The 17,939-nt window shown below is 71.6% G+C and carries 15 protein-coding genes and 1 pseudogene; 4 read left to right on the forward strand and 12 right to left on the reverse strand.

All coding sequences use genetic code 11. From position 1 onward, the window contains the following. Positions 1 to 283: 283 nt before the first annotated feature. The 3 genes from VGX25_RS22535 to VGX25_RS22545 all read right to left on the reverse strand — a co-directional run bounded on the left by VGX25_RS22535 (position 284) and on the right by VGX25_RS22545 (position 4,140). On the reverse strand, positions 284 to 1,210 hold the full coding sequence (locus tag VGX25_RS22535) for an LLM class F420-dependent oxidoreductase (protein WP_326919859.1): 927 nt from the start codon (positions 1,208 to 1,210) through the stop codon (positions 284 to 286). 355 nt (positions 1,211 to 1,565) lie between these two features. Continuing rightward, positions 1,566 to 3,659: a S9 family peptidase gene (locus tag VGX25_RS22540; protein ID WP_326919860.1), complete on the reverse strand. Its 2,094-nt coding sequence runs from the start codon at positions 3,657 to 3,659 to the stop codon at positions 1,566 to 1,568. A gap of 19 nt (positions 3,660 to 3,678) precedes the next feature. Continuing rightward, positions 3,679 to 4,140, reverse strand: a complete 462-nt coding sequence (locus VGX25_RS22545) for a MarR family winged helix-turn-helix transcriptional regulator (protein WP_326919861.1) — start codon at positions 4,138 to 4,140, stop codon at positions 3,679 to 3,681. A gap of 57 nt (positions 4,141 to 4,197) precedes the next feature. Here VGX25_RS22545 and VGX25_RS22550 point away from each other — a divergent pair, with 57 nt between their 5' ends. After that, positions 4,198 to 4,569, forward strand: a complete 372-nt coding sequence (locus VGX25_RS22550; RefSeq protein ID WP_326919862.1) for a cupin domain-containing protein — start codon at positions 4,198 to 4,200, stop codon at positions 4,567 to 4,569. A gap of 69 nt (positions 4,570 to 4,638) precedes the next feature. Beyond that, the gene (locus VGX25_RS22555; RefSeq protein WP_326919863.1) at positions 4,639 to 5,568 is read left to right on the forward strand and encodes a S1C family serine protease; all 930 of its coding nucleotides are present in this window, start codon (positions 4,639 to 4,641) and stop codon (positions 5,566 to 5,568) included. A gap of 40 nt (positions 5,569 to 5,608) precedes the next feature. Here the strand turns inward: VGX25_RS22555 and VGX25_RS22560 are convergent, their stop codons facing one another. Both VGX25_RS22560 and VGX25_RS22565 read right to left on the reverse strand, forming a co-directional pair. Further along, positions 5,609 to 5,797 (reverse strand): hypothetical protein, encoded by a 189-nt coding sequence (locus VGX25_RS22560; protein ID WP_326919864.1) that lies wholly within the window; start codon positions 5,795 to 5,797, stop codon positions 5,609 to 5,611. Further along, positions 5,787 to 6,203 (reverse strand): hypothetical protein, encoded by a 417-nt coding sequence (locus VGX25_RS22565; protein WP_326919865.1) that lies wholly within the window; start codon positions 6,201 to 6,203, stop codon positions 5,787 to 5,789. The genes VGX25_RS22560 and VGX25_RS22565 overlap by 11 nt, the downstream gene beginning before the upstream one ends. Here VGX25_RS22565 and VGX25_RS22570 point away from each other — a divergent pair. Then, entirely contained in the window at positions 6,202 to 6,642 is a 441-nt protein-coding gene (locus VGX25_RS22570) for a pyridoxamine 5'-phosphate oxidase family protein (RefSeq protein ID WP_326919866.1), read from the forward strand. The two genes, VGX25_RS22565 and VGX25_RS22570, sit on opposite strands and share 2 nt — an antisense overlap. A 171-nt stretch (positions 6,643 to 6,813) precedes the next feature. Here VGX25_RS22570 and VGX25_RS22575 read toward each other — a convergent pair. The 6 genes and pseudogenes from VGX25_RS22575 to VGX25_RS22600 all read right to left on the reverse strand — a co-directional run. Next, positions 6,814 to 9,243 (reverse strand): annotated as a pseudogene (locus VGX25_RS22575) (tetratricopeptide repeat protein); the annotation flags it as partial. Between the two features lie 76 nt (positions 9,244 to 9,319). Next, positions 9,320 to 9,688 (reverse strand): hypothetical protein, encoded by a 369-nt coding sequence (locus VGX25_RS22580; protein WP_326919867.1) that lies wholly within the window; start codon positions 9,686 to 9,688, stop codon positions 9,320 to 9,322. Further along, on the reverse strand, positions 9,685 to 14,187 hold the full coding sequence (locus VGX25_RS22585; protein WP_326919868.1) for a DUF6531 domain-containing protein: 4,503 nt from the start codon (positions 14,185 to 14,187) through the stop codon (positions 9,685 to 9,687). The genes VGX25_RS22580 and VGX25_RS22585 overlap by 4 nt, the downstream gene beginning before the upstream one ends. Positions 14,188 to 14,313: 126 nt before the next feature. Further along, entirely contained in the window at positions 14,314 to 14,625 is a 312-nt protein-coding gene (locus VGX25_RS22590) for a type VII secretion target (RefSeq protein ID WP_326919869.1), read from the reverse strand. Between the two features lie 13 nt (positions 14,626 to 14,638). Next, positions 14,639 to 15,163 (reverse strand): YbaB/EbfC family nucleoid-associated protein, encoded by a 525-nt coding sequence (locus tag VGX25_RS22595; protein ID WP_326919870.1) that lies wholly within the window; start codon positions 15,161 to 15,163, stop codon positions 14,639 to 14,641. 55 nt (positions 15,164 to 15,218) lie between these two features. Next, positions 15,219 to 15,998: an ABC transporter permease gene (locus tag VGX25_RS22600; protein WP_326919871.1), complete on the reverse strand. Its 780-nt coding sequence runs from the start codon at positions 15,996 to 15,998 to the stop codon at positions 15,219 to 15,221. 31 nt (positions 15,999 to 16,029) lie between these two features. Here VGX25_RS22600 and VGX25_RS22605 point away from each other — a divergent pair, with 31 nt between their 5' ends. Beyond that, positions 16,030 to 16,470 carry a hypothetical protein gene (locus tag VGX25_RS22605; protein ID WP_326919872.1) on the forward strand — a complete coding sequence of 147 codons (441 nt, stop codon included), beginning with the start codon at positions 16,030 to 16,032 and terminating at the stop codon, positions 16,468 to 16,470. On the opposite strand, the gene VGX25_RS22610 is transcribed toward VGX25_RS22605, so the two are convergent. After that, on the reverse strand, positions 16,442 to 17,938 hold the full coding sequence (locus VGX25_RS22610; protein ID WP_326919873.1) for a CoA-acylating methylmalonate-semialdehyde dehydrogenase: 1,497 nt from the start codon (positions 17,936 to 17,938) through the stop codon (positions 16,442 to 16,444). The two genes, VGX25_RS22605 and VGX25_RS22610, sit on opposite strands and share 29 nt — an antisense overlap. Position 17,939: the final 1 nt, after the last annotated feature.

The following is a 17,939-nucleotide window of genomic DNA, read 5'->3' on the forward strand; positions in this document are numbered from 1 at the left end:
GAGCGGGCCCGCTCCGGTCGACCGCGCCGTCGGCCAGCGCCCGCACGGCCACCTCGACGAGCTCGCGCACCTCGCGAGCGCCGGCCACCCCGCCGGCAAGCGGCGCGCGGGCCGCGGTGTCCGGGCGCACGTTCGCCGAGGTGTGCATGGTGTTTCCCTTCGCCAGAACCTCGCCCCCGGAGGCGGGCGGCCCCTCGATGTGCACAATACGGCGTTTCCGTCGCCCCGATCGGGTGACCCGACGGAAAGCAACGTGCCGTTCATGCGGGAGTAGGGAAGGCGTCTACCGGGTGGGAGCCAGCGCCCGGACCAGGTGCAGCGGGTCGTCCCCGGTGGGCAGCAGCGCGATCGCCGGGGTGTCCAGGCCGGCCTCGAGGTAGGCCGCCACCCGCTCCCGGCAGTACGCCACGCTGCCGTGCACGATCAGCTCGTCGACCACCTCGTCCGGGATGGCCGCGTTGGCGCCGGCCCGGTCGCCGGCCGCCCAGGCCTCGTGCATCGGCCGCAGCGCCTCGCCGCGGCCCAGCCATTCGTGGAACGCCGCGTACACCGGAACCGTGAGGTAGCTGGAGATCAGCAGCCGGCCAAGCCCGCGGGCGGCCTCGGCGTCCTCGGTCGGGCAGACGAAGATCCGCGCCGCCAGCTCGCGGTCCGGGCCCAGCTCGGCGCGGACCTTGGGCACGTCGCTCGGCGCCAGCCAGTTCGTGATCGCCCCGTCGGCCTCGCGCGCGGCCAGCCGGAGCATGCCGGGGCGCAGCGCGGCGATCATGATCTGCGGCGGCGGCTGCGGCGGGCGCTCGAGGCGGAACCGGCTGACCGAGAACGTCTCGTACTCGCGGGTGACCTTCTCCCCGGCCAGCGCGGACCGCAGGAACCGCACGGTGTCCCTGGTCCGGGCGTACGGCTGGCTGAACGGCACGCCGTTCCACCCCTGCACGATCGTCGGCGTCGAGGTGCCGACGCCGAGCACGAACCGGCCGGGCGCGATCTCGGCGATGGCGGCCGCGCTCATCGCCAGCAGCCCGGCGCCGCGGGTGTACACCGGCACGATCGCGGTGCCCAGCCGCAGCTCCGGCGCCCACTCGGCGACCAGGGCCAGCGGGGTGAACGCGTCGGTGCCGGCGGTCTCGGCCGACCACGCGTCGGTGTAGCCAAGCGACGGCAGCTCCCGCACCAGCTCGCGGTGCGCGGGCAGCGGAACCCCGGTCAACGGCAAGGTGATGCCCCACCGTGTTCGATCGCGCTCGCTCGCAAGCTCGCTCGCGCGGTGATCGGCCTCTGACCCGATGTCTTCCCTCCTGCGCTGCTCGGTCACTCGCTGGCGCTCGCTCCCTGCGCTGCTCGTCGGTCCAGACATCGGCGGCCGATCACGCTTGTGGACTTCGTTTGCAGGGCTGCTCATTGACCCACCCCCAGTCGGTCTTGTCCGCGGCTTTGCGCGCGCCGAAATCGCTCCGGCAGGGCTTCTTTCCGCCATGCCTCGCCAATTGCCGTCTGCAGCCCTGCCACCGCGATTCCGGGCCTCCGGCCCTGGCGCGCTCGGTGGTCGCCTTGCGTGCCGCGCGTCACGTTCCGGCCACCTTGAGTACCTCCTTGAGCCAGCGCAGCTGCATGAGCATGAAGTTCTCCGATACCTCGTCGTCGAGCGGGGTCATGTGGGTGACGCCGGGCAGTGGGACCAGCGCGTGCGGGCGGCCGGCGGCGACCAGCGCGGACGACAGCCGCAGCGAGTGGGCCACCACGACGTTGTCGTCGGCCAGCCCGTGGATGATCAGCAGCGGCCGGGTCAGGTTCGGCGCGTCGTCGATCAGCGAGTTGCGTCGGTACACCTCGGGTCGCTCGTCCGGGTGCCCCAGATACCGCTCCGTGTAATGGGTGTCGTAGAGCCGCCAGTCGGTGACCGGGGCGCCGGCGATCGCCGCGTGGAACACGTCCGGCCGGCGCAGCACGGCAAGCGCGGACAGGTAGCCGCCGTACGACCAGCCCCGAATGGCCACTTTGGACAGATCAAGCTCGGGATGCTCCGCGGCCACCGCGTGCAGCGCGTCCACCTGGTCGGCCAGCGTGACCCCGGCGAGGTCGAACGCGATCTCCCGGTCCCATGCCGGACCCCGGCCGGGCGTGCCCCGCCCGTCGGCGATCAGCACCGCGAAGCCCTGGTCGGCCAGCCACTGGCCCTGCACGAAGGCGCTGCGGCTGGCCAGCACCCGCTGCGCGTGCGGCCCGCCGTACGGGTCGAGCAGCACCGGCAGCGGGCCGTCGCCGGGCCGGTGGCCGGTGGGCAGCAGCAGCGCCGCCCGCAGCCGGCGCTCGCCGACGGTGAGCAGCCTCAAATTCGGCTCGATCGGCGGGTTCACGGCGTACGACGTCACCTCGGCCACCTGCTCGCCGCCGCGCAGCACGCGCACCTGCTGGCCGGCCCGGTCCAGCGTCCACGAGGTGAGCACCGTGACGTCCCCGCTCCTGGTCGCGCTGTGCACGCCGTCCTCTGTGGACAGACGAAGCGGCGTGTCGTCCCCGACCCGGTACACGTGCACCTGGGTCGGGTCCTGTTCGGACGCGGTGATGAGCACGTCCGCGCCCACGTGCGGCACCGACCGCACCTGCAGGCCCGGGTCGGTCAGCTCCTTGTCGTCCACCACCAACCGGTACGCACCGTCCCGATTGGACACCCGGACCAGCCGGCCGTCGGAGGTCCAGGCCGGGACCCCGGCGACGATGTCCACCCAGTGCTCGTCGGTCTCCTCGCACAGCAGCTCGGTGCCGCCGGTGTCCGGGTCGACCGAGCGGATCTGCATCCGGCGCTGGTCGCGGGACTGCAGCGCGATCAGCGGCGGGCCGCCGGCCGACCAGTGCACGGTGGCCAGGTAGGGCAGCTCCCGGCCGTCCCAGTCGACCTCGACCCTGGTCCCGTCAAGGCCGATGACGGCCAGCCCGACGATGACGTTGTCGGTCCCGGCCGCGGGGTAGGACACGGTGTTGGGCTCCGCGTCCGGGTTGGCCGGATCGGCGATGTGCCACTTCCGCACGCCACGCCGGTCGGTGTGCGCGACGAGCAGCCGGGTTCCGTCCGGCGACCACCAGTACCCGCGCGAGCGGCCCATCTCCTCGGCGGCGATGAACTCGGCGAGCCCACACGCCCGGTCCGGCCCGTCCGGCTCGGCCAGCGCGCGGTCGCCGCTGCCGTCCACCGCCACCACCCGCAACGCGTCCCCGGCCACATAGGCCACGTGGCTGCCGGTCGGGTCGGGCCGCGGGTCCACCACCGGGCCCGCGGCGTCCAGCTCGCGCACCTCGCCGGTCACCGCGTCGGCCACGAACAGGTGGCCGGACAGGGCGAACGCGGCGATCCGGACCTCCTCGTCGGTGGCGACGCCGAGCACTCCCCCGCCCTGCTCCCGCGCCCGCTCCCGCCGGGCCCGCTCCTCGGGCGGCAGCTCCTCGGCGCCGTGCAGCAGCTCGGCCGGGTCGGCCAGCCGGGTCTCCGCGCCGGTGTCGAGGTCGAGCCGCCACAGGATGTGCTGGCGATCCTCGCCCGAGCCCGAGCGAAGGAACAGCAGCCGGGACCCGTCCGGGGCAATCCGGAACTCGCGCGGCGACCCGAGCGTGAACCGCTGGGTTCGTGCCTGCAGCCGGAGAAAGGAGGTCTCGTTGTCCACGGATCGCCACCCTACGGCTTCACAGGTACAGCGCGCGGAACCGCGGGTCGGCGGCCTGGTCCTCCCCCACCATCGCCAGCAGCAGCGTCCGCAGGGTGGCCACGGCGTCGGGTCCGTGCTCGCGGATCATGCGGCGCTCGTACCGCTGGTGGAACCGGCGGGCCGCGGCCAGCGCCGCCCGGCCGCGCTCGGACAGGTGCAGCGTCCGGGCCCGGCCGTCCCGCGGGTCCGGCCTGCGCTCGACGTAGCCGCGGCGCTCCATGTCGTCGACGATCTGGCCGGCGCCCTGCTTGCTGATCTCCAACCGCTCGGCCAGCTCGCTGACCGTCAGCGGCGCGGCGTCCAGCGCCCGGAACACGTACCCGTCCGACCGGCCCTGGTCGGTGAAGCCCTGCTCGGCGAGCGTCGCCCGAAGCTGTCGCACGAACTCCTGGTAGGCCTGCGCCAGCAGGATGCCGAAGTCCAGCCTTGTCGCGGTCATACCGGACATGATAGACAAGCCGCGTTGAACAAGCCTACTTGTCTATCTGGAGGGATCATGACCGTCATCCGGGCCGCGGACGCGCCGCGCTTCTCCCTGCCGGGCGTGGAGTTCACCGGGCTGGCCGCGCCGAGCCGAGGCTCGGCCGACATCTGCACCTGGCGCCTCACCGTGGCGCCGAGCCGGGACCGGCCCGAGCCGCACACCCTCGACAAGGACGAGGTGTTCATGGTGATCTCCGGCTCGGTCCGGGTCACCCCGGACGGGCCCGAGCTCGGCACGGGCGATGCCATGGTCGTGCCGGCCGGCAGCCCCATCGCGCTGGTCAACACCGGCGACACCGCGGCCGAGCTGTACGTCGCCATCCGCGCCGGCTTCGTCGGCACCATGGCCGACGGCACCACGGTGCGCCCGCCCTGGGCGCAATGACAGGGACTTCTTGGCAAGGCCTATGCGGGCTCACAGGCTGCTCTCACCCGCGGGCGCGACCGTGAGGGCATGACCGAGACTCCACAACACCACAGCCAGCCTCAGCCGACCGGCGCCGTCCCGCCCTACCCGAGCTGGACGCCGCCACCGCCCCAGGTTCCCCCGCCGAAGGCGCCCAAGGCGGGACGCCGGATCAGCCGCGGCGTCCTCGTCGTCGCGGCGGCCGCCACGCTCGCGGCCGGCGGGCTCGGCGGCACCGTCGGGGCGCTGGTGGCCGGATCGGACACCCCCGCGGCATCCGCCCAGAACGGCGCCGGCGCGCAGCCGGTGTCGGCCACGACCCCGACCGATCTCAGCGGCGTCGTGGCGAAGGTGCTGCCGAGCGTGGTCCAGGTCAACGTGAGCTCCGGCAGCCAGGAGGGCATCGGCTCCGGCGTGATCATCAGCTCGGACGGCCGGATCCTGACCAACAACCACGTCGTGTCCGGCGCCGACCAGGTGACCGTCACGCTGTCCGACGGCCGGACCGTCGACGCCACCGTGGTCACCACCGACCCGAGCAGCGACCTGGCACTGCTGCAGGCACAGGGCGTCAGCGGCCTGACCGCCGCGACGCTCGGCGACTCGAGCACGGTGAAGGTCGGCGACGAGGTGATCGCGATCGGCTCGCCCGGCGGCCTGCGGGGCACCGTTACCACCGGGATCGTCAGCGCGCTCAACCGCGAGGTCACGGTGTCCGGCGAGCAGGGCGAGCGCAGCCCGCTCCCGTTCGGCAACAGCAGGAACGGCTCGGCCGTGACGTACCACGCGATCCAGACCGACGCCTCGATCAACCAGGGCAACTCGGGCGGCCCGCTGTTCGACGCCGCCGGCCGGGTGATCGGCATCAACTCCGCGATGTACTCCCCGGTCTCCGGCCCGGACGGGGCGGCCGGCAGCGTCGGGATCGGCTTCGCGATCCCGATCAACGACGCCAAGGAGGTGATCAACGCCCGGTGAGGGGCTGCTCGGTGTGAGGACCGTCCCGCCGGGGCGGTCCTCATGGCGTGTCGGCCAGCTCCGCCCGGATCCGGCCGGCGCGCTCCGCCTCGCCGATCGCCGCGGCCACCCGGGTGAGCAGCCAGGCGGTCCGCCGCACCCGCCGACGCAGCCTGATCGCCGCGGTCAGCAGCAACCCGGCGGCCAGCGTCAACACCAGGCCGGCGGCCAGCAGCGCGCTACCGGACACGGTGCAGCCGCACGTCGGCCTCGACCCCGGACGCGGCCAGGTTCTCCCGCACCCGGCCGACCACCGCGCGGTGGATGACGTCGCGCAGCAGCCGCGGGGTGAGCACCGACAGCGGCCGCGCCACCCAGGTCTCCCGGTGCGCCAGCTCGAACAGGTTCAGCAGCTCCACCGAGATGATGTGCCGATCATGGTTGCCGAACACCCGGGACAGGTCCGGCGGCAACGCCGCCACCCGCGCTGCCACCCGCTCGGCCCGTTCCGCCAGCCGCCCCATCTCGGCCCGCAGCCGCATGATCACGACCAACCCGACCCCGACCCCCAGCACCCCGACAACGACCAGCACCACCGCGAGGGTCTCCATGGGCAGCCATTGTCCCAGCGGGATGTCCGCTAGCGTGGACCGCATGTCGCTGGCGATGACGGTCGAGGAACGCCAGGCCTTCCTGGCCCAGGTGCACGTCGCGGTCCTGGCGGTCGCCGGGGCGGACGGCCGCGCCCCGCTGGCCGTCCCGATCTGGTACGACTACCAACCCGGCGGCGAGGTCACCCTGATCACCGAACGGGACAGCCGCAAGACCGAGCTGATCCGCCGCGCCGGTCGCATCACCCTCTGCGTCCAGGGCACCGCACTGCCCTACCAGTACGCCTCAGCCGAAGGCCCGATCACCACCATCGACGACACCGTCACCATCGACCAACGCTGGTCCCTCGCCAACCGCTACCTCGGCCCCGAAGGCGCCGACGCCTACATCGAGAACACGGCCGGCGCCACCGAACGCATGGTCCGCATCCACATGCGCCCCGAACACTGGCTCACCCGCGACTACACCAAGCTCTCCCCCTAACCGCGCCCGCACCTCCTCAGCACGCGGATCACCGAACCTATCAAAAATCTCTAGTGCCTTATGCCAGCACGTCATGGCACGTTCCATGTCCCCGACGTGTTGCAGTGATCTACCCAAGGTGTCCAGGGTTCCGGCTGTGCTCGGCGGATAGGCGTGGTCGGGCGCCATGCTCAGTGCTTGTTCGCAGAGGGCGATTGCCTCAGGGTGTGCGCCCATTGCCTGCCGAGCGCGCGCGATCTGTCCTAGCGCATATGGTTCGCCCGCCCAGTCACCGGCCTGCCGACGGATGTTCAGACTGCGTTCGAGGTGGTAGAGGGCCTGCTCGTAATGGCCCTGGCCAATATGCGCGCTGCCGAGGTTGCCCTCGATCACACCTTCGAAGCGTCCGCGCTGTGCGCCTGAGCTGAGCGGTAGAGCTGGTCGGAGATAGTCGATTGCTTCGGCATAACGCCCTCGCGCAATGCAACAACGACCGAGATCATTAAGCGCAAGGGCCTCAATGTACGGCTCGCCTAGAGCCTGGGCCAGCTCCAACGCTTCCTGGCCCGTAGCGACGGCGTCCGCCCACTGGCGAACCTCGTGCTGCACCTCGGCGACATTCACGAGGGCGCGGCACTCGCAGTAGCGGTTGCCGCTGCGACGGGCAACGGCCAATCCAAGCTCGCCGAGGTCAAGCGCAGCGTTCCACTCCCCTCGCCACTTCCGGACCATCGAACTGGTATGACATATGAGAATGGCGGGCTCGGGGAGTTGATGGTTGGCGGCGTGATGAGCGGCAGCGAGCAGGTTCTCTTGCTCGGTCTCCAGCCACGTCCAGGCATCCGCAATATCGGAAAAGGTGATCGGTGGATCTGCGTGAGTGTTGACGATGAGTAACAACTGATCGTCGGTATCCGCTGGGAAAAAGGCTCGATAGGCGGCCGCGCTATGGTGCGCGTACCACTCAAGCAAGGTTCGGCGGCCCCGGTCGCGGTCCTGGCTGGGGTCGTGGTGTTCGGCGCGGTCGGTGGCGTATGCGCGTAGCAGGTCGTGCAAGCGGTAGCGATTCCGGGCAATAGGCTCGAGGAGGTGGGCGTCGGTAAGCGCCTCGAGCAGCAGCCGCGTTTCGGGCAAATCGAGGTCGGCGACCGCAGCGGCGGCGTAAAGACTGATCTCGGGACCGGGATGGAGCCCCAGACGTCGGAACAGCCGCGCCTGGCTGGGATTCAGCCGCTGGTAGGACCAGTTGAACACGGCGCACACAGACGTTGGCTCATCTCCTGGTGTGCTCAACGCGTCGAGCCCGGCACCCAACTCGGCGACCACATCGGCAATTGAGTGCCGTAGCCGGCTGGCGGCGATGCGCAACGCCAAGGGGAGGCGGGCACAGATCCGGATCAGTTCCATGACCGCATGCGGCTCGGCGGCGACCTGATCGTCTCCCACGATCCCGCGCACCAGATCCAGCGCCTCGGCGGAGCTGAATAGGTCCAGGGCCAGGCGGGCGGCGGCTTCGCTGACCACGAGCCCGGTCAGGCTGGCGCGGCTGGTGATCAGCACAAGGCAGCCAGGGCTTCCGGGCAGCAGAGGCCGAACCGTCTGCGCGGCATTGGCGTTGTCCAGCACGATCAGCACCTGCCGCTCGGCCAGCAAAGACCGGTACAGCGCCGACTGCGCCTCGAGGCCGATGGGAATCTGTTGTGGTGGACAGCCCAATGTGCGCAGGAAGCTATCGAGAACCTCGGCCGGGGTGGCCGGTTGTCCTGGGCCGTAGCCGCGGAGGTTGACGTACAGGGTGCCGTCGGGGAATTGGTGCTGTACCCGATGTGCCCAGTGCACGGCCAAGGTTGTCTTGCCGACGCCGGCGGTGCCGTCGATGGCTGTGATCACTACGGCCTGGTTGGCATTGTCGTTGGTGAGCAAGGCATCCAGTGCGTCTAGGTGCTCGGTGCGGCTCGTGAAATCCCGGATGGCGAGGGGCAGTTGGCGGGGCACCGGCAGTTCGTCGAACCGGTGTGGAGTGGACGGCGGGTAGGGGTGGTCGGGCAGGGTGATCCAAGCCATTGTGGACGTTTCCTTCACGGTGACGCGCACGGGCCGGTAGGTGGCGGCGTCGCCGGCGGGGCTGTGGCGGACCACTTCGTCGAAGAACCAGCCGGAGGTGATCATTGCGAGCACACCTGGGGATTCGGCCAGCGCGGATTTCAGCGGGGCGGCGTCGAGTAGGCGGAAGGCCAGGTTGACCGCCGTGGCGGTGACGCCGTACGCGTCGTAGGTGACTTCGCCGGCGTGCAGGGCCATCCGCAGCCGGATCCGCGCCGCGTCGGCATGGGTGGTGTTGTGCTCGCGCAACGCCTTCACCAGAGCGAGCGGCACCTCGTCCACGAACGGCGCCTTGGGCGTCTCGGCGGGGGCCAGGACGAAGACGCCGTCGCCCCGGTCCTCATGATCGCAGGCATCCCAGGACACCCCGGCGTGCTCGAAGGCCTGTCGGAGCACCCGGTACAGGCCGGCCCGTACCGCGACCTGGTGCGCGCTGGTCCGGCGGTCGTCACCGAACCCTTCGACGTCGACGACGACGATCGTGCGATGCACCGCCGGGCCCGGCCACTCCCTCCACATGCAACCCAATGTCACACCGTTCGCGGGTGAACGACCGCCCTACATACCAATCTGTCGACGATATGGCCGCGATCTGTCAGCCCTTGCGGACCCGGAACCATTGCGGCAGGCCGGGAGAACCCCACATGGCGTCCAGGTGGTCGAGCAGGCCGAAGAGGTTGTCGTCGCGGAGGCTCCGCAGCGTGGGCGACGCGTCGGCGGGGTCGTCGAAGTCGTAGTGATCCGATATGCCGATTCCGGTCGACGACGAGTACCGGTGGCAGTTGCCGCACCACACGTACGAGAAGCTGATCGGGCGACCGAGCCGGCTGCCCTCGTAGATGTACTTGCGCACGGCGGTCGCGCCGCACGCCGGGCAGGTCCGCTCGGCCGGGTCCGTGATCGGGGGGGCCGACGACGCGAGCGCGTCGACCTGCTCCCTGGAGTATTCCCGCCACCGGCTCATAGCCCCAGCGCCCTCGCTCTCCGGTTGAACTGCGCGAGCATGCGCTGACCGAACTCCTCGGCCTGCGCCTCCGTTCCGGGATGCCCCCAGACCTGCCGCGAGCGAATGTGGTAGATCTCGTGGTATATGGTCGAAACCGCCTGATCGCGCGAGGCCAGTCCGAGGTCGGAGATCTCGATGAGCGGCCGGCCGTTCGGCCCGAGGAACGGTGTTCCGTCGCCGTATGCCGGGGACCGGCCGTACGCCGGCAAACCGTTCGGCCCGATGATCTCAGGCACGTGGACGACGTCGTAGTCGCGAATGCTCATGTCCGCGTGGCCGAGATCGAACCGCAGTTGCCTGATCCGGCACGGGGTGAGCCCCAGCGGGTCCATCCAGGTCAGCGCGTTGACCACGTAGGCGTGCGGGTTGAACGAGCCGGCGAGGCCGAGCGGGTCGGTGCTCTCGTACCGGGACGACTCGGCGTCGTAGTAGCGGTGGACGTTGTAGTTGTCGCCGGTCTCGGGATCGCGGTACTGGCCGGGGAAGCGCAGCGGGCAGTACGGTCCGTCGCCGGCCGGGCCGAGCCCGACGCCCCACACCGTGGTCCGCGCGTGCCAGGCCAGATCCCCGTCCGGGTCGACCATCTCGACCGGCGTGCCGACGACGTCGGTGATCAGCGCGTAGAACTGGTGATCCACCCACTCCTGCGGAGCGTCGCGGAGTGGGACGCGCTCGGTCTGGGTGAGCGGGCGGAACCCGCCGGGCTCCCAGGTCCACGTGGTCGTCGTCCCAGCGGAATGGGTCTGCTCCGACAGGACCATGCCGTCCCAGCGGAAGTCGATCCGCTCCACCACCCCGTCGCCCGGCCCGGCGTGTCGCTCCTTGGCGATCCGGCGGCCGAGCGGGTCGTAGCGGTAGTGCCACCGGGCACCGTCGGGGGCGGTCACCTCGACCAGGCGGTCGTCGGCGCTCCACCGGTACCGCCAGGTCACCGTCTTGCCCGAGAGGGTCCTGCGCCACCGGCGGATCGTGCGGCCCTGCCCGTCGTGCTCGTAGTGGGTGGCACCGGCGCGGCGGATCAGGGTTCCGGTGTACTCGCGCTCGCCCTGCGCCGCCGCCTCCGATACCGCGGCGGGCAACGGCCAGGCGGCGCCGGTCACGTTGCCGGCCGGGTCGTAGGCGTACCGCTCGGTCCAGCCGGCGCCGTACACGCCGAGGATCCGCCCGGCCGGATCGAGCTCGAACCGGCGCGCGCCGGCCAGCGCGTCCTGGATGCCGACCAGATAACCGTCCCCGCGGTACCGGTAGGCGCGCTGCTGGACCGTGCGGGTCCGCCCGGCTTGCGGCGGGCCGTACAGGTCCGGAGCGGTGATCCGCTGGGTGATCAGCCGGTGGTTGGCGTCCCAACCCTGGGTCAGCACGGCGCCGGCGCCCAGGCCGCGCCGAACCTCCCGGCCGGCCGCGTCGTAGCCGAACCGCATGGTGTGGCCGGCGGTGTGCAGCGCGACCGGATGGTCGTCGGCGTCGTACTCCCAGCGCGACTCCGCGCCCGACGGCGTGGTGACCCGGGTCCGGCGGCCCGCCGCGTCGTAGGTCGACGACACCGTGTGCCCGTTGATCGACTCGGCGACGATCCGGCCGAGCGGGTCGCGCCGAATGATCACCTCGGCGTGCGGGTTGGTGGCGCGGACGAGCCGGCCCATCGGGTCGTGGGCGAAGGTGGTCACCGCGTCGTCCGACGTGTGCTGCTCGGTCACCTGACCCAGCGGGTCCCGGACGAACCGGATGCGCTCGCCTGCGCCGTTGACGCGCTGGAGCAGCCGGCCGGCGGGGTCGTGGGAGTAGGTGGTCGTGCGGCCGTTGAAGTCGGTCTCGGAGACCGGCCGGCCGGCGGGATCGTAGGCGTAGCGCCACACGAGACCCTGGGGGTTGGTGACGGAGACCAGCCGCAGCTGCGTGTCGTAGCCGAACTCGTAGCGGGCGCCGTCCGGGTGGACGCGCACGGCGGGCAGGTCGAAGCTGGTGTACTCGGTGCGCGTGACCTGACCGGTCGGATCCACGTGCTCGACCTGATTGCCCTCGCCGTCGTAGCGCCACCGGTCGGTGGAGCCGTCCGGCAGGCTACGGGAGATCAGCCTGCCCTCGACCGTCCACCCCAACCTGGTCACACCGCCGAGCGGGTCGACGATCTCGGCGACGCGTCCCATCACGTCGCGGACGTACCGCGTGGTGACGCCGCCGGGGTTGGTGACCGCCGTGGGGAGCCCGGCGGCGTCGGTGGTCACGCGGCGGGTCCTGCCGAGCGGATCGGTGATCGACGCCAGGTGCCCGTGGGGTGTGTAGGCGTAGAACGTGGTCGCGCCGGCCGGGTCGGTCTCCGAGATCACGTTGCCGCGCCCGTCGTACTCGCGCCGCCACACGCCGCCGTCCGGATCGGTGATCGTGACCGGCTGCCGGAGCTCGTTGTACGTCGCGGTGGCCCGGCCGCCGTCCGGTCGGACGAGCGTGATCAGGTTTCCGTCGTCGTCATAGGTGTAGCGGGTGGTGTGGCCGAGCGGGTCGGTGCGGGACAGCGGCCGGTCGTGGCGGTCCCACTCGATGGTCGTGGTGTTGCCGAGCGGGTCGACCTCGCGGATCACCTGGCCCGATTCGTTGAGGTGGAAGCGGGTTTGGTGGCCGAGGGAGTCGGTGAAGATCGTCAGCCGGTCCCGGTATTCGAACGCGCCGGCCAGGAACCCGCCCGAGCCGTCGTTGCGCACGCAGCGGCCGAGGTCGTCGTAGGTGTAGGAGTACCACTGGCCGTTGCGGTCCTCCCACCGGACGATGCGCCCCGCGGTGTCGTAGTCGAACCGCAGCGCCCGGCCGGAGGAGTTGATCATCTCGCGGAGCCGGCCGGCCTCGTCGTAGCGGTACCGCAGCAGGAGCACGTCGCCGGCGCCGCCGGAACCGAGCAGGCGCATGGCGGTCACCCGGCCGCCGGTGCTGTCGAATCCGATCCGGTAGCCGCCGGAGTGGCGCACCTCGGCCGGCACGCCGTCGGCGCCGCGCAGCACGTCGATCCGGTTGCCGTTGCGGTCGCTGATCGCGGCCAGCGGCGCCACCGGGGCGGCGTCGGTGAAGTGCAGCGTCTGGCCGGTCTCGGGCTTGGTGATCCGGTAGCCGCCGGAGGTGCGGCGCAGCGGCCACCTGGCGCCCTCCACCGGGAGCACGGCCTCGTCGCCGGTGGGACGCGGGTAGACCAGGATCATGCCCTCGTCGGCCACGAACACCACGCCGGCCGCGTCGAGCTCGAGCCGCTGGTCCACTGTGGACGCCCAGGAGCGGCCGAACGACCGGCCGGCGCGGTAGGAGGAGACATGGGTGCGGGTCAGCCGCAGCGGAAGCACGCCGTCCAGCTGCACGTCGGCCTGGTGCAGCACCATCTCGCCGGACGCCACGTCGATCGGGTCGTTCGTGCACCGCCGCCCGTCCACCGGCGCCGAGGTGTCCCGGGGATTGTCCGGGCGGCTGGACGACCTGGTCCCGCCCGGCGACGTCGACCCGTCGCCGGCTCGCGTGCCGTTCGGCGTCGTGCTGGCGTCGGGACTGGAAGTGGTGTCGGGGCTTCGGGTGCCGGCGGGGGCGTCGGGGGACGTCGTGCCGGACGGGCCGGTCGTGCCGGACGGCGAGGTGGTGCCGTCGGGGCCGCGGACGGTGGGGGCGTCGTCGGCGTGCCGCGCGGCCGAGGTCGGCGCGTCGGGTGCCGAGCCGTCGGCCCGGCGCATCAGCTTGGACAGCTTGCCGATGATCTCGTCCAGCTTGTCGATGATCTTCCGGATCCGCGGGCTCACGTTGCCGATCGTCTTGACCAGCTTGCGCACCACATCGGCAACCTTGTTGACCACCTTGGAGATCGCCGCCGTCGCCTGCGCCACCACCGCGGGCGTCGCAAGGCCGAACGACGCCGCCACCTCCAGCGCCCACGCGATCAACCGGCCGACCAGCTCGCCGACCATATCCCGGATGAACTCCCGGACGAACGCGACGACCTCGCCCATGATCATCACACCGACCGAGATCCCGTCGGCCAGCGTGCCCGCCCCGGCCAACGCGTCCGCGGCCTCGGCGGCGTGCCCGCGGTAGGCGTCCGCGGCGGTCCCGGTCCAGCCGGACGTGCCGCTGCCGGCCTCGGTCATGAACTCCTGCGCGACCCCGTTGACCTCGGCGGCGACGTTGCCCCACGTCTCGGAGAACGACCGGATCACCGGCGGGTCACCGGCGAACCAGTCCAACGCCTCCTTCAACGGTCGCACATGCTCGATCAACCACGACACCCCGTACGAGGCCAGCGTGCCCAACGGGTCGATCACCATCGACAGGACCTCGAGCCCGGCGCCGAGCACCCCGAGCCCGGCCTCCACCCAGTCCCCGTTGGACACGCCGTGTGCGAGGTCCACACAGGACTCGGCGATCCCGATCCCGGTGACCGCGGTCGTCGTCTCCCGCGGCGCCGCCACAAGCGGGTTGGCGTCAGGCATCTACGGCATCCCCTCGTTCATCACGACAACTTCGGGAGCACATCGCGGCAACATGGTGGGCAAGCTGGACCGCGGGTGCGACCGTCGCCGGGTTCGTGCGGCGGCCGCGCGGGATCCGCAGCGTGATCAGAGCTGCTCCGCGATCCCGCGGTACTGGCCGGCTTCCGCGGTGTCGGTGGTGGTGTAGCTCCGCGCGGTGTCCCGGACCTTGCGGGCGGTGTCGGCCAGCGCGTCGACGCCCTGCCGCAGGGTGCGCACCCCCAACTCCTCGAAGGGCTGCAGCAGCATGGCGAACGGCTGGCACACCACGCCGTAGGCGGAGTCGTTCATGGTCACCTGACGCGCCGCGTCCGCCGCGGTGCGCAACCGTTCGGTGTAGGAGTCGACCTTGCCGGCGTGGGCGTCCAGCTCGCCGGTGAGCACCTCGTAGCCGTCCATCTCGCGCGCCCCCTCACTTGTCGAAGATCGAGCCGTCGCCGAAGTCCTCGTCGCCGTTGTCCGGCGCCCGGGTGGTTCTGGGCGGCGCGGGACGCGGCGGCGGCAACCGGTCGTCGTCTTCGACGTCGCCGAACACCATCCGTTCCTTGCCCGGCGCCACTTCCTCATCCGGCGGCGGCGGAAAGCTCTCCTGCGCCTTGGCCAGAATGTGCTGCGCCGCCGGATCGTCCTCGCCCACCGTGTCGGCCAGAATCTCGGCCAGCCGCTCCGGATAGCGCGACTGGGCCTTTCGGATCGCCGCCATCACGTTGGCCGCGATCTGGGCCGGCTCCATCGACCGCACCCCGTCGGTCATCGCGATGTCGGTGGGCAACCCGTTGTGCCCCACCGTCACCCGCACCGCGCCGTCGGCCACCGACTCGGTGATGCTGACCAGCTCGACCTGCTCGGCCATCCGCTGAAAGCGCGCCGCCTTCTCGGTCGCGTTGCGCTCCCAATCGTCGATCATGCGCATGGCGTCGGGCACCGAATCGGTCATCTTGCTCCCCAAATAGCGCGGATCAGGACCCTGCACGGACAGACGATACGAGCAGTCACCGCCCGGCGCGGGCAATTCGGCCGACTTCGCCCCGATCCATCCGGCCAATCATTTCGGCCGCCACCAGCTCCACGGTCAGCAGCACCGCGACCGCCTCCGCCGCCAGCAACGCGATCAGCACCAGCAGCTGCGTGATCCCGGCCTGGATCGGATCCCCGCCGCCGAGCAGCACCCCCACGAACGCACCCGGCAGGGTCACCAAACCCACCGTCCTGGTCTGATCCAGCACCGGGATCAGCGCCTGCCCCGCCGACCCCCGGCAGATCTCCAACGCCGCCGCCCGCGGCATGAACCCCAGCGCCAGCGCCGCCTCGTACTCCCCGTGCCGCGCCCGCAACTCGTCCAGCGCCCGGACCCCGGCCAGCGACGTCGCGGTCATCGCCCCGCCGATCAGGATCCCGGCCACCGGAATCAGCACCACCGGCCGCGTCGCTACGGTTCCGGTGCTCAGCAACAACGCCAGCACGGGTGCCACCCCGCACCCGATCGGCGCCGCGGCCCGCCACGCCGACCGCAACCCGCCGATCCGCCGCGCCGAGGTGATCGCCGCGACCGTGAACATCATCAGCACGAACAGCCCGGTCCACCACGCCGACCGCAACACCGCCGCGATGAGCAGGGACACCGCCGCCAGCTGCACCGCGGCGCGCACCGCGGCCACCACCACCGACCGCCCGGCCCCCACCCGCCCCACCCACACGACCACCGCCCCGACCGCCGTGAGCAGCACCAGCACGGCGACCAGCACGGGCCCCACGGAGATCGGCTCGTCCATGCCCGCATCCTGCCGTGCTCCCCCGCCGGCCGTGCGGCGCCGACGCGCCGCGTTCGACGGAAACGCCGCGGCCGAGCCCGGCCGCATCCTTCCGCTCCTGGCCGCCGACGCCGGCCTGGCCGAGCGGGCCCGCAACGCCTCAGGAGTGCCCGAACCAGTCCACCTGGCCGTCGCGCTCGGCCGGGCCCGGGCCGTCGCGCTGCTGGCCTCGCTCGGCTTCCCGATCGACGAGGACCGGTGCGGGTGGGGGCCGCCGCCGCGCACCGCCGCCCTGACCGGCCAGCTCGACATCGTGCGGCTCCTCGTCGAGCTCGGCGCCGACCCCACCGCCGAGGCGCCCGACGGCGCCGACCCGCCCGCCGAGCCCGTCCCGCACGACCGCACACCCCTTGGCTGGGCCCGATATCACCACCACGAAGAGGTGATCGCCTACCTCGCCGGTCTCAGTCGTGGCGCGGGAAGCCCAGGTTGACGCCGCCGTGCGAGGGGTCGAGCCAGCGGCTGGTGACGACCTTGGTGCGGGTGAAGAAGTGGATGCCGTCCGGGCCGTAGGCGTGGGTGTCGCCGAACAGGGAGTCCTTCCAGCCGCCGAAGGAGTAGTAGCCGACCGGGACCGGGATGGGGACGTTGACGCCGACCATGCCGACCTCGATCTCGTTCTGGTACCTGCGGGCGGCGCCGCCGTCGTTGGTGAAGATGGCGGTGCCGTTGCCCCAGGGGTTGGCGTTGACCAGATCGACGGCGGCCTCGTAGGTGGGCACGCGGACCACGGACAGGACCGGGCCGAAGATCTCGTCGGTGTAGATGGACATCTCCGGGCGGACGTGGTCGAAGAGGGTGGGGCCGAGCCAGAAGCCGTCGGGTGAGCCGTCGATCGGAACGTCCCGGCCGTCCACCGCCAGGGTGGCGCCCGCGGCGAGCCCGGCGTCCACATAGGACGTGACGCGGTCGCGGTGGGCGGCGGTGACCAGCGGGCCCATGTCGCAGCCGCGGCGGCCGTCGCCGACGTGCAGGCGGGACATCCGCTCGCCGATCTTGTCGACCAGCGGGTCGCCGGCGTCGCCGACCGCGACGACGACGGAGATCGCCATGCAGCGTTCGCCCGCCGAGCCGAAGCCGGCGGACACGGCGGCGTCGGCGGCCAGATCGAGGTCGGCGTCGGGCAGCACGACCATGTGGTTCTTGGCGCCGCCGAGGGCCTGCACGCGCTTGCCGTTCCGGGTGCCGGTCTCGTAGACGTACCGGGCGATCGGGGTGGAGCCGACGAACGAGATCGCCCGCACGGTCGGGTGGGTGAGCAACCCGTCGACCGCGACCTTGTCGCCGTGCAGCACGTTGAGCACGCCGTCGGGCAGGCCGGCCTCGGCCCACAGCTCGGCCACCCAGTTCGACGCCGACGGGTCCTTTTCGGACGGTTTGAGCACGACGGAGTTGCCGCAGGCGATCGCGTTGGGCACGAACCACAACGGCACCATGGCCGGGAAGTTGAACGGGGAGATCACCCCGACCACGCCGAGCGGCTGCCGGATCGAGTAGACGTCCACCCGCCGGGACACGTTCTCGCTGAACCCGCCCTTGAGCAGGTGCGGGATGCCGCAGGCGAACTCGACGGCCTCCAGCGCCCGCTGGATCTCACCGGCGGCGTCGTCGAGCACCTTGCCGTGCTCGGCGGTGATGATCTCGGCCAGCTCCTTCTTGCGCGCGTTGAGCAGCTCCCGGAACGCGAACAGCACGTTCGCCCTGGCCGCCAGCGACGTGTCCCGCCAACCGGGGAACGCCCGCGCCGCGGCCGAAACCGCGAGGTCCACTTCGGACTGCGCGGCGAAGTCGACGCGGCCGGTGACCGCCCCGGTTGCCGGGTCGAACACGTCGCCGGACCGCTCGGTCACCCCCACCCACGGCTTGCCGTCGATCCAGTGACTGATCCGCTTGATCTCCACC

It is taken from the genome of Actinophytocola sp. (genome assembly GCF_035942955.1).
GTDB lineage: Bacteria > Actinomycetota > Actinomycetes > Mycobacteriales > Pseudonocardiaceae > DASYTH01.

Bases quoted from the DNA above. Each gene is read 5' to 3' on its own strand.
- VGX25_RS22545 (WP_326919861.1), bottom strand. From the start codon at position 4,140: ATGACCGCGACAAGGCTGGACTTCGGCATCCTGCTGGCGCAGGCCTAC.
- VGX25_RS22550 (WP_326919862.1), top strand. From the start codon at position 4,198: ATGACCGTCATCCGGGCCGCGGACGCGCCGCGCTTCTCCCTGCCGGGC.
- VGX25_RS22555 (WP_326919863.1), top strand. From the start codon at position 4,639: ATGACCGAGACTCCACAACACCACAGCCAGCCTCAGCCGACCGGCGCC.
- VGX25_RS22570 (WP_326919866.1), top strand. From the start codon at position 6,202: ATGTCGCTGGCGATGACGGTCGAGGAACGCCAGGCCTTCCTGGCCCAG.
- VGX25_RS22565 (WP_326919865.1), bottom strand. From the start codon at position 6,203: ATGCGGTCCACGCTAGCGGACATCCCGCTGGGACAATGGCTGCCCATG.
- VGX25_RS22580 (WP_326919867.1), bottom strand. From the start codon at position 9,688: ATGAGCCGGTGGCGGGAATACTCCAGGGAGCAGGTCGACGCGCTCGCG.
- VGX25_RS22585 (WP_326919868.1), bottom strand. From the start codon at position 14,187: ATGCCTGACGCCAACCCGCTTGTGGCGGCGCCGCGGGAGACGACGACC.
- VGX25_RS22590 (WP_326919869.1), bottom strand. From the start codon at position 14,625: ATGGACGGCTACGAGGTGCTCACCGGCGAGCTGGACGCCCACGCCGGC.
- VGX25_RS22595 (WP_326919870.1), bottom strand. From the start codon at position 15,163: ATGACCGATTCGGTGCCCGACGCCATGCGCATGATCGACGATTGGGAG.
- VGX25_RS22600 (WP_326919871.1), bottom strand. From the start codon at position 15,998: ATGGACGAGCCGATCTCCGTGGGGCCCGTGCTGGTCGCCGTGCTGGTG.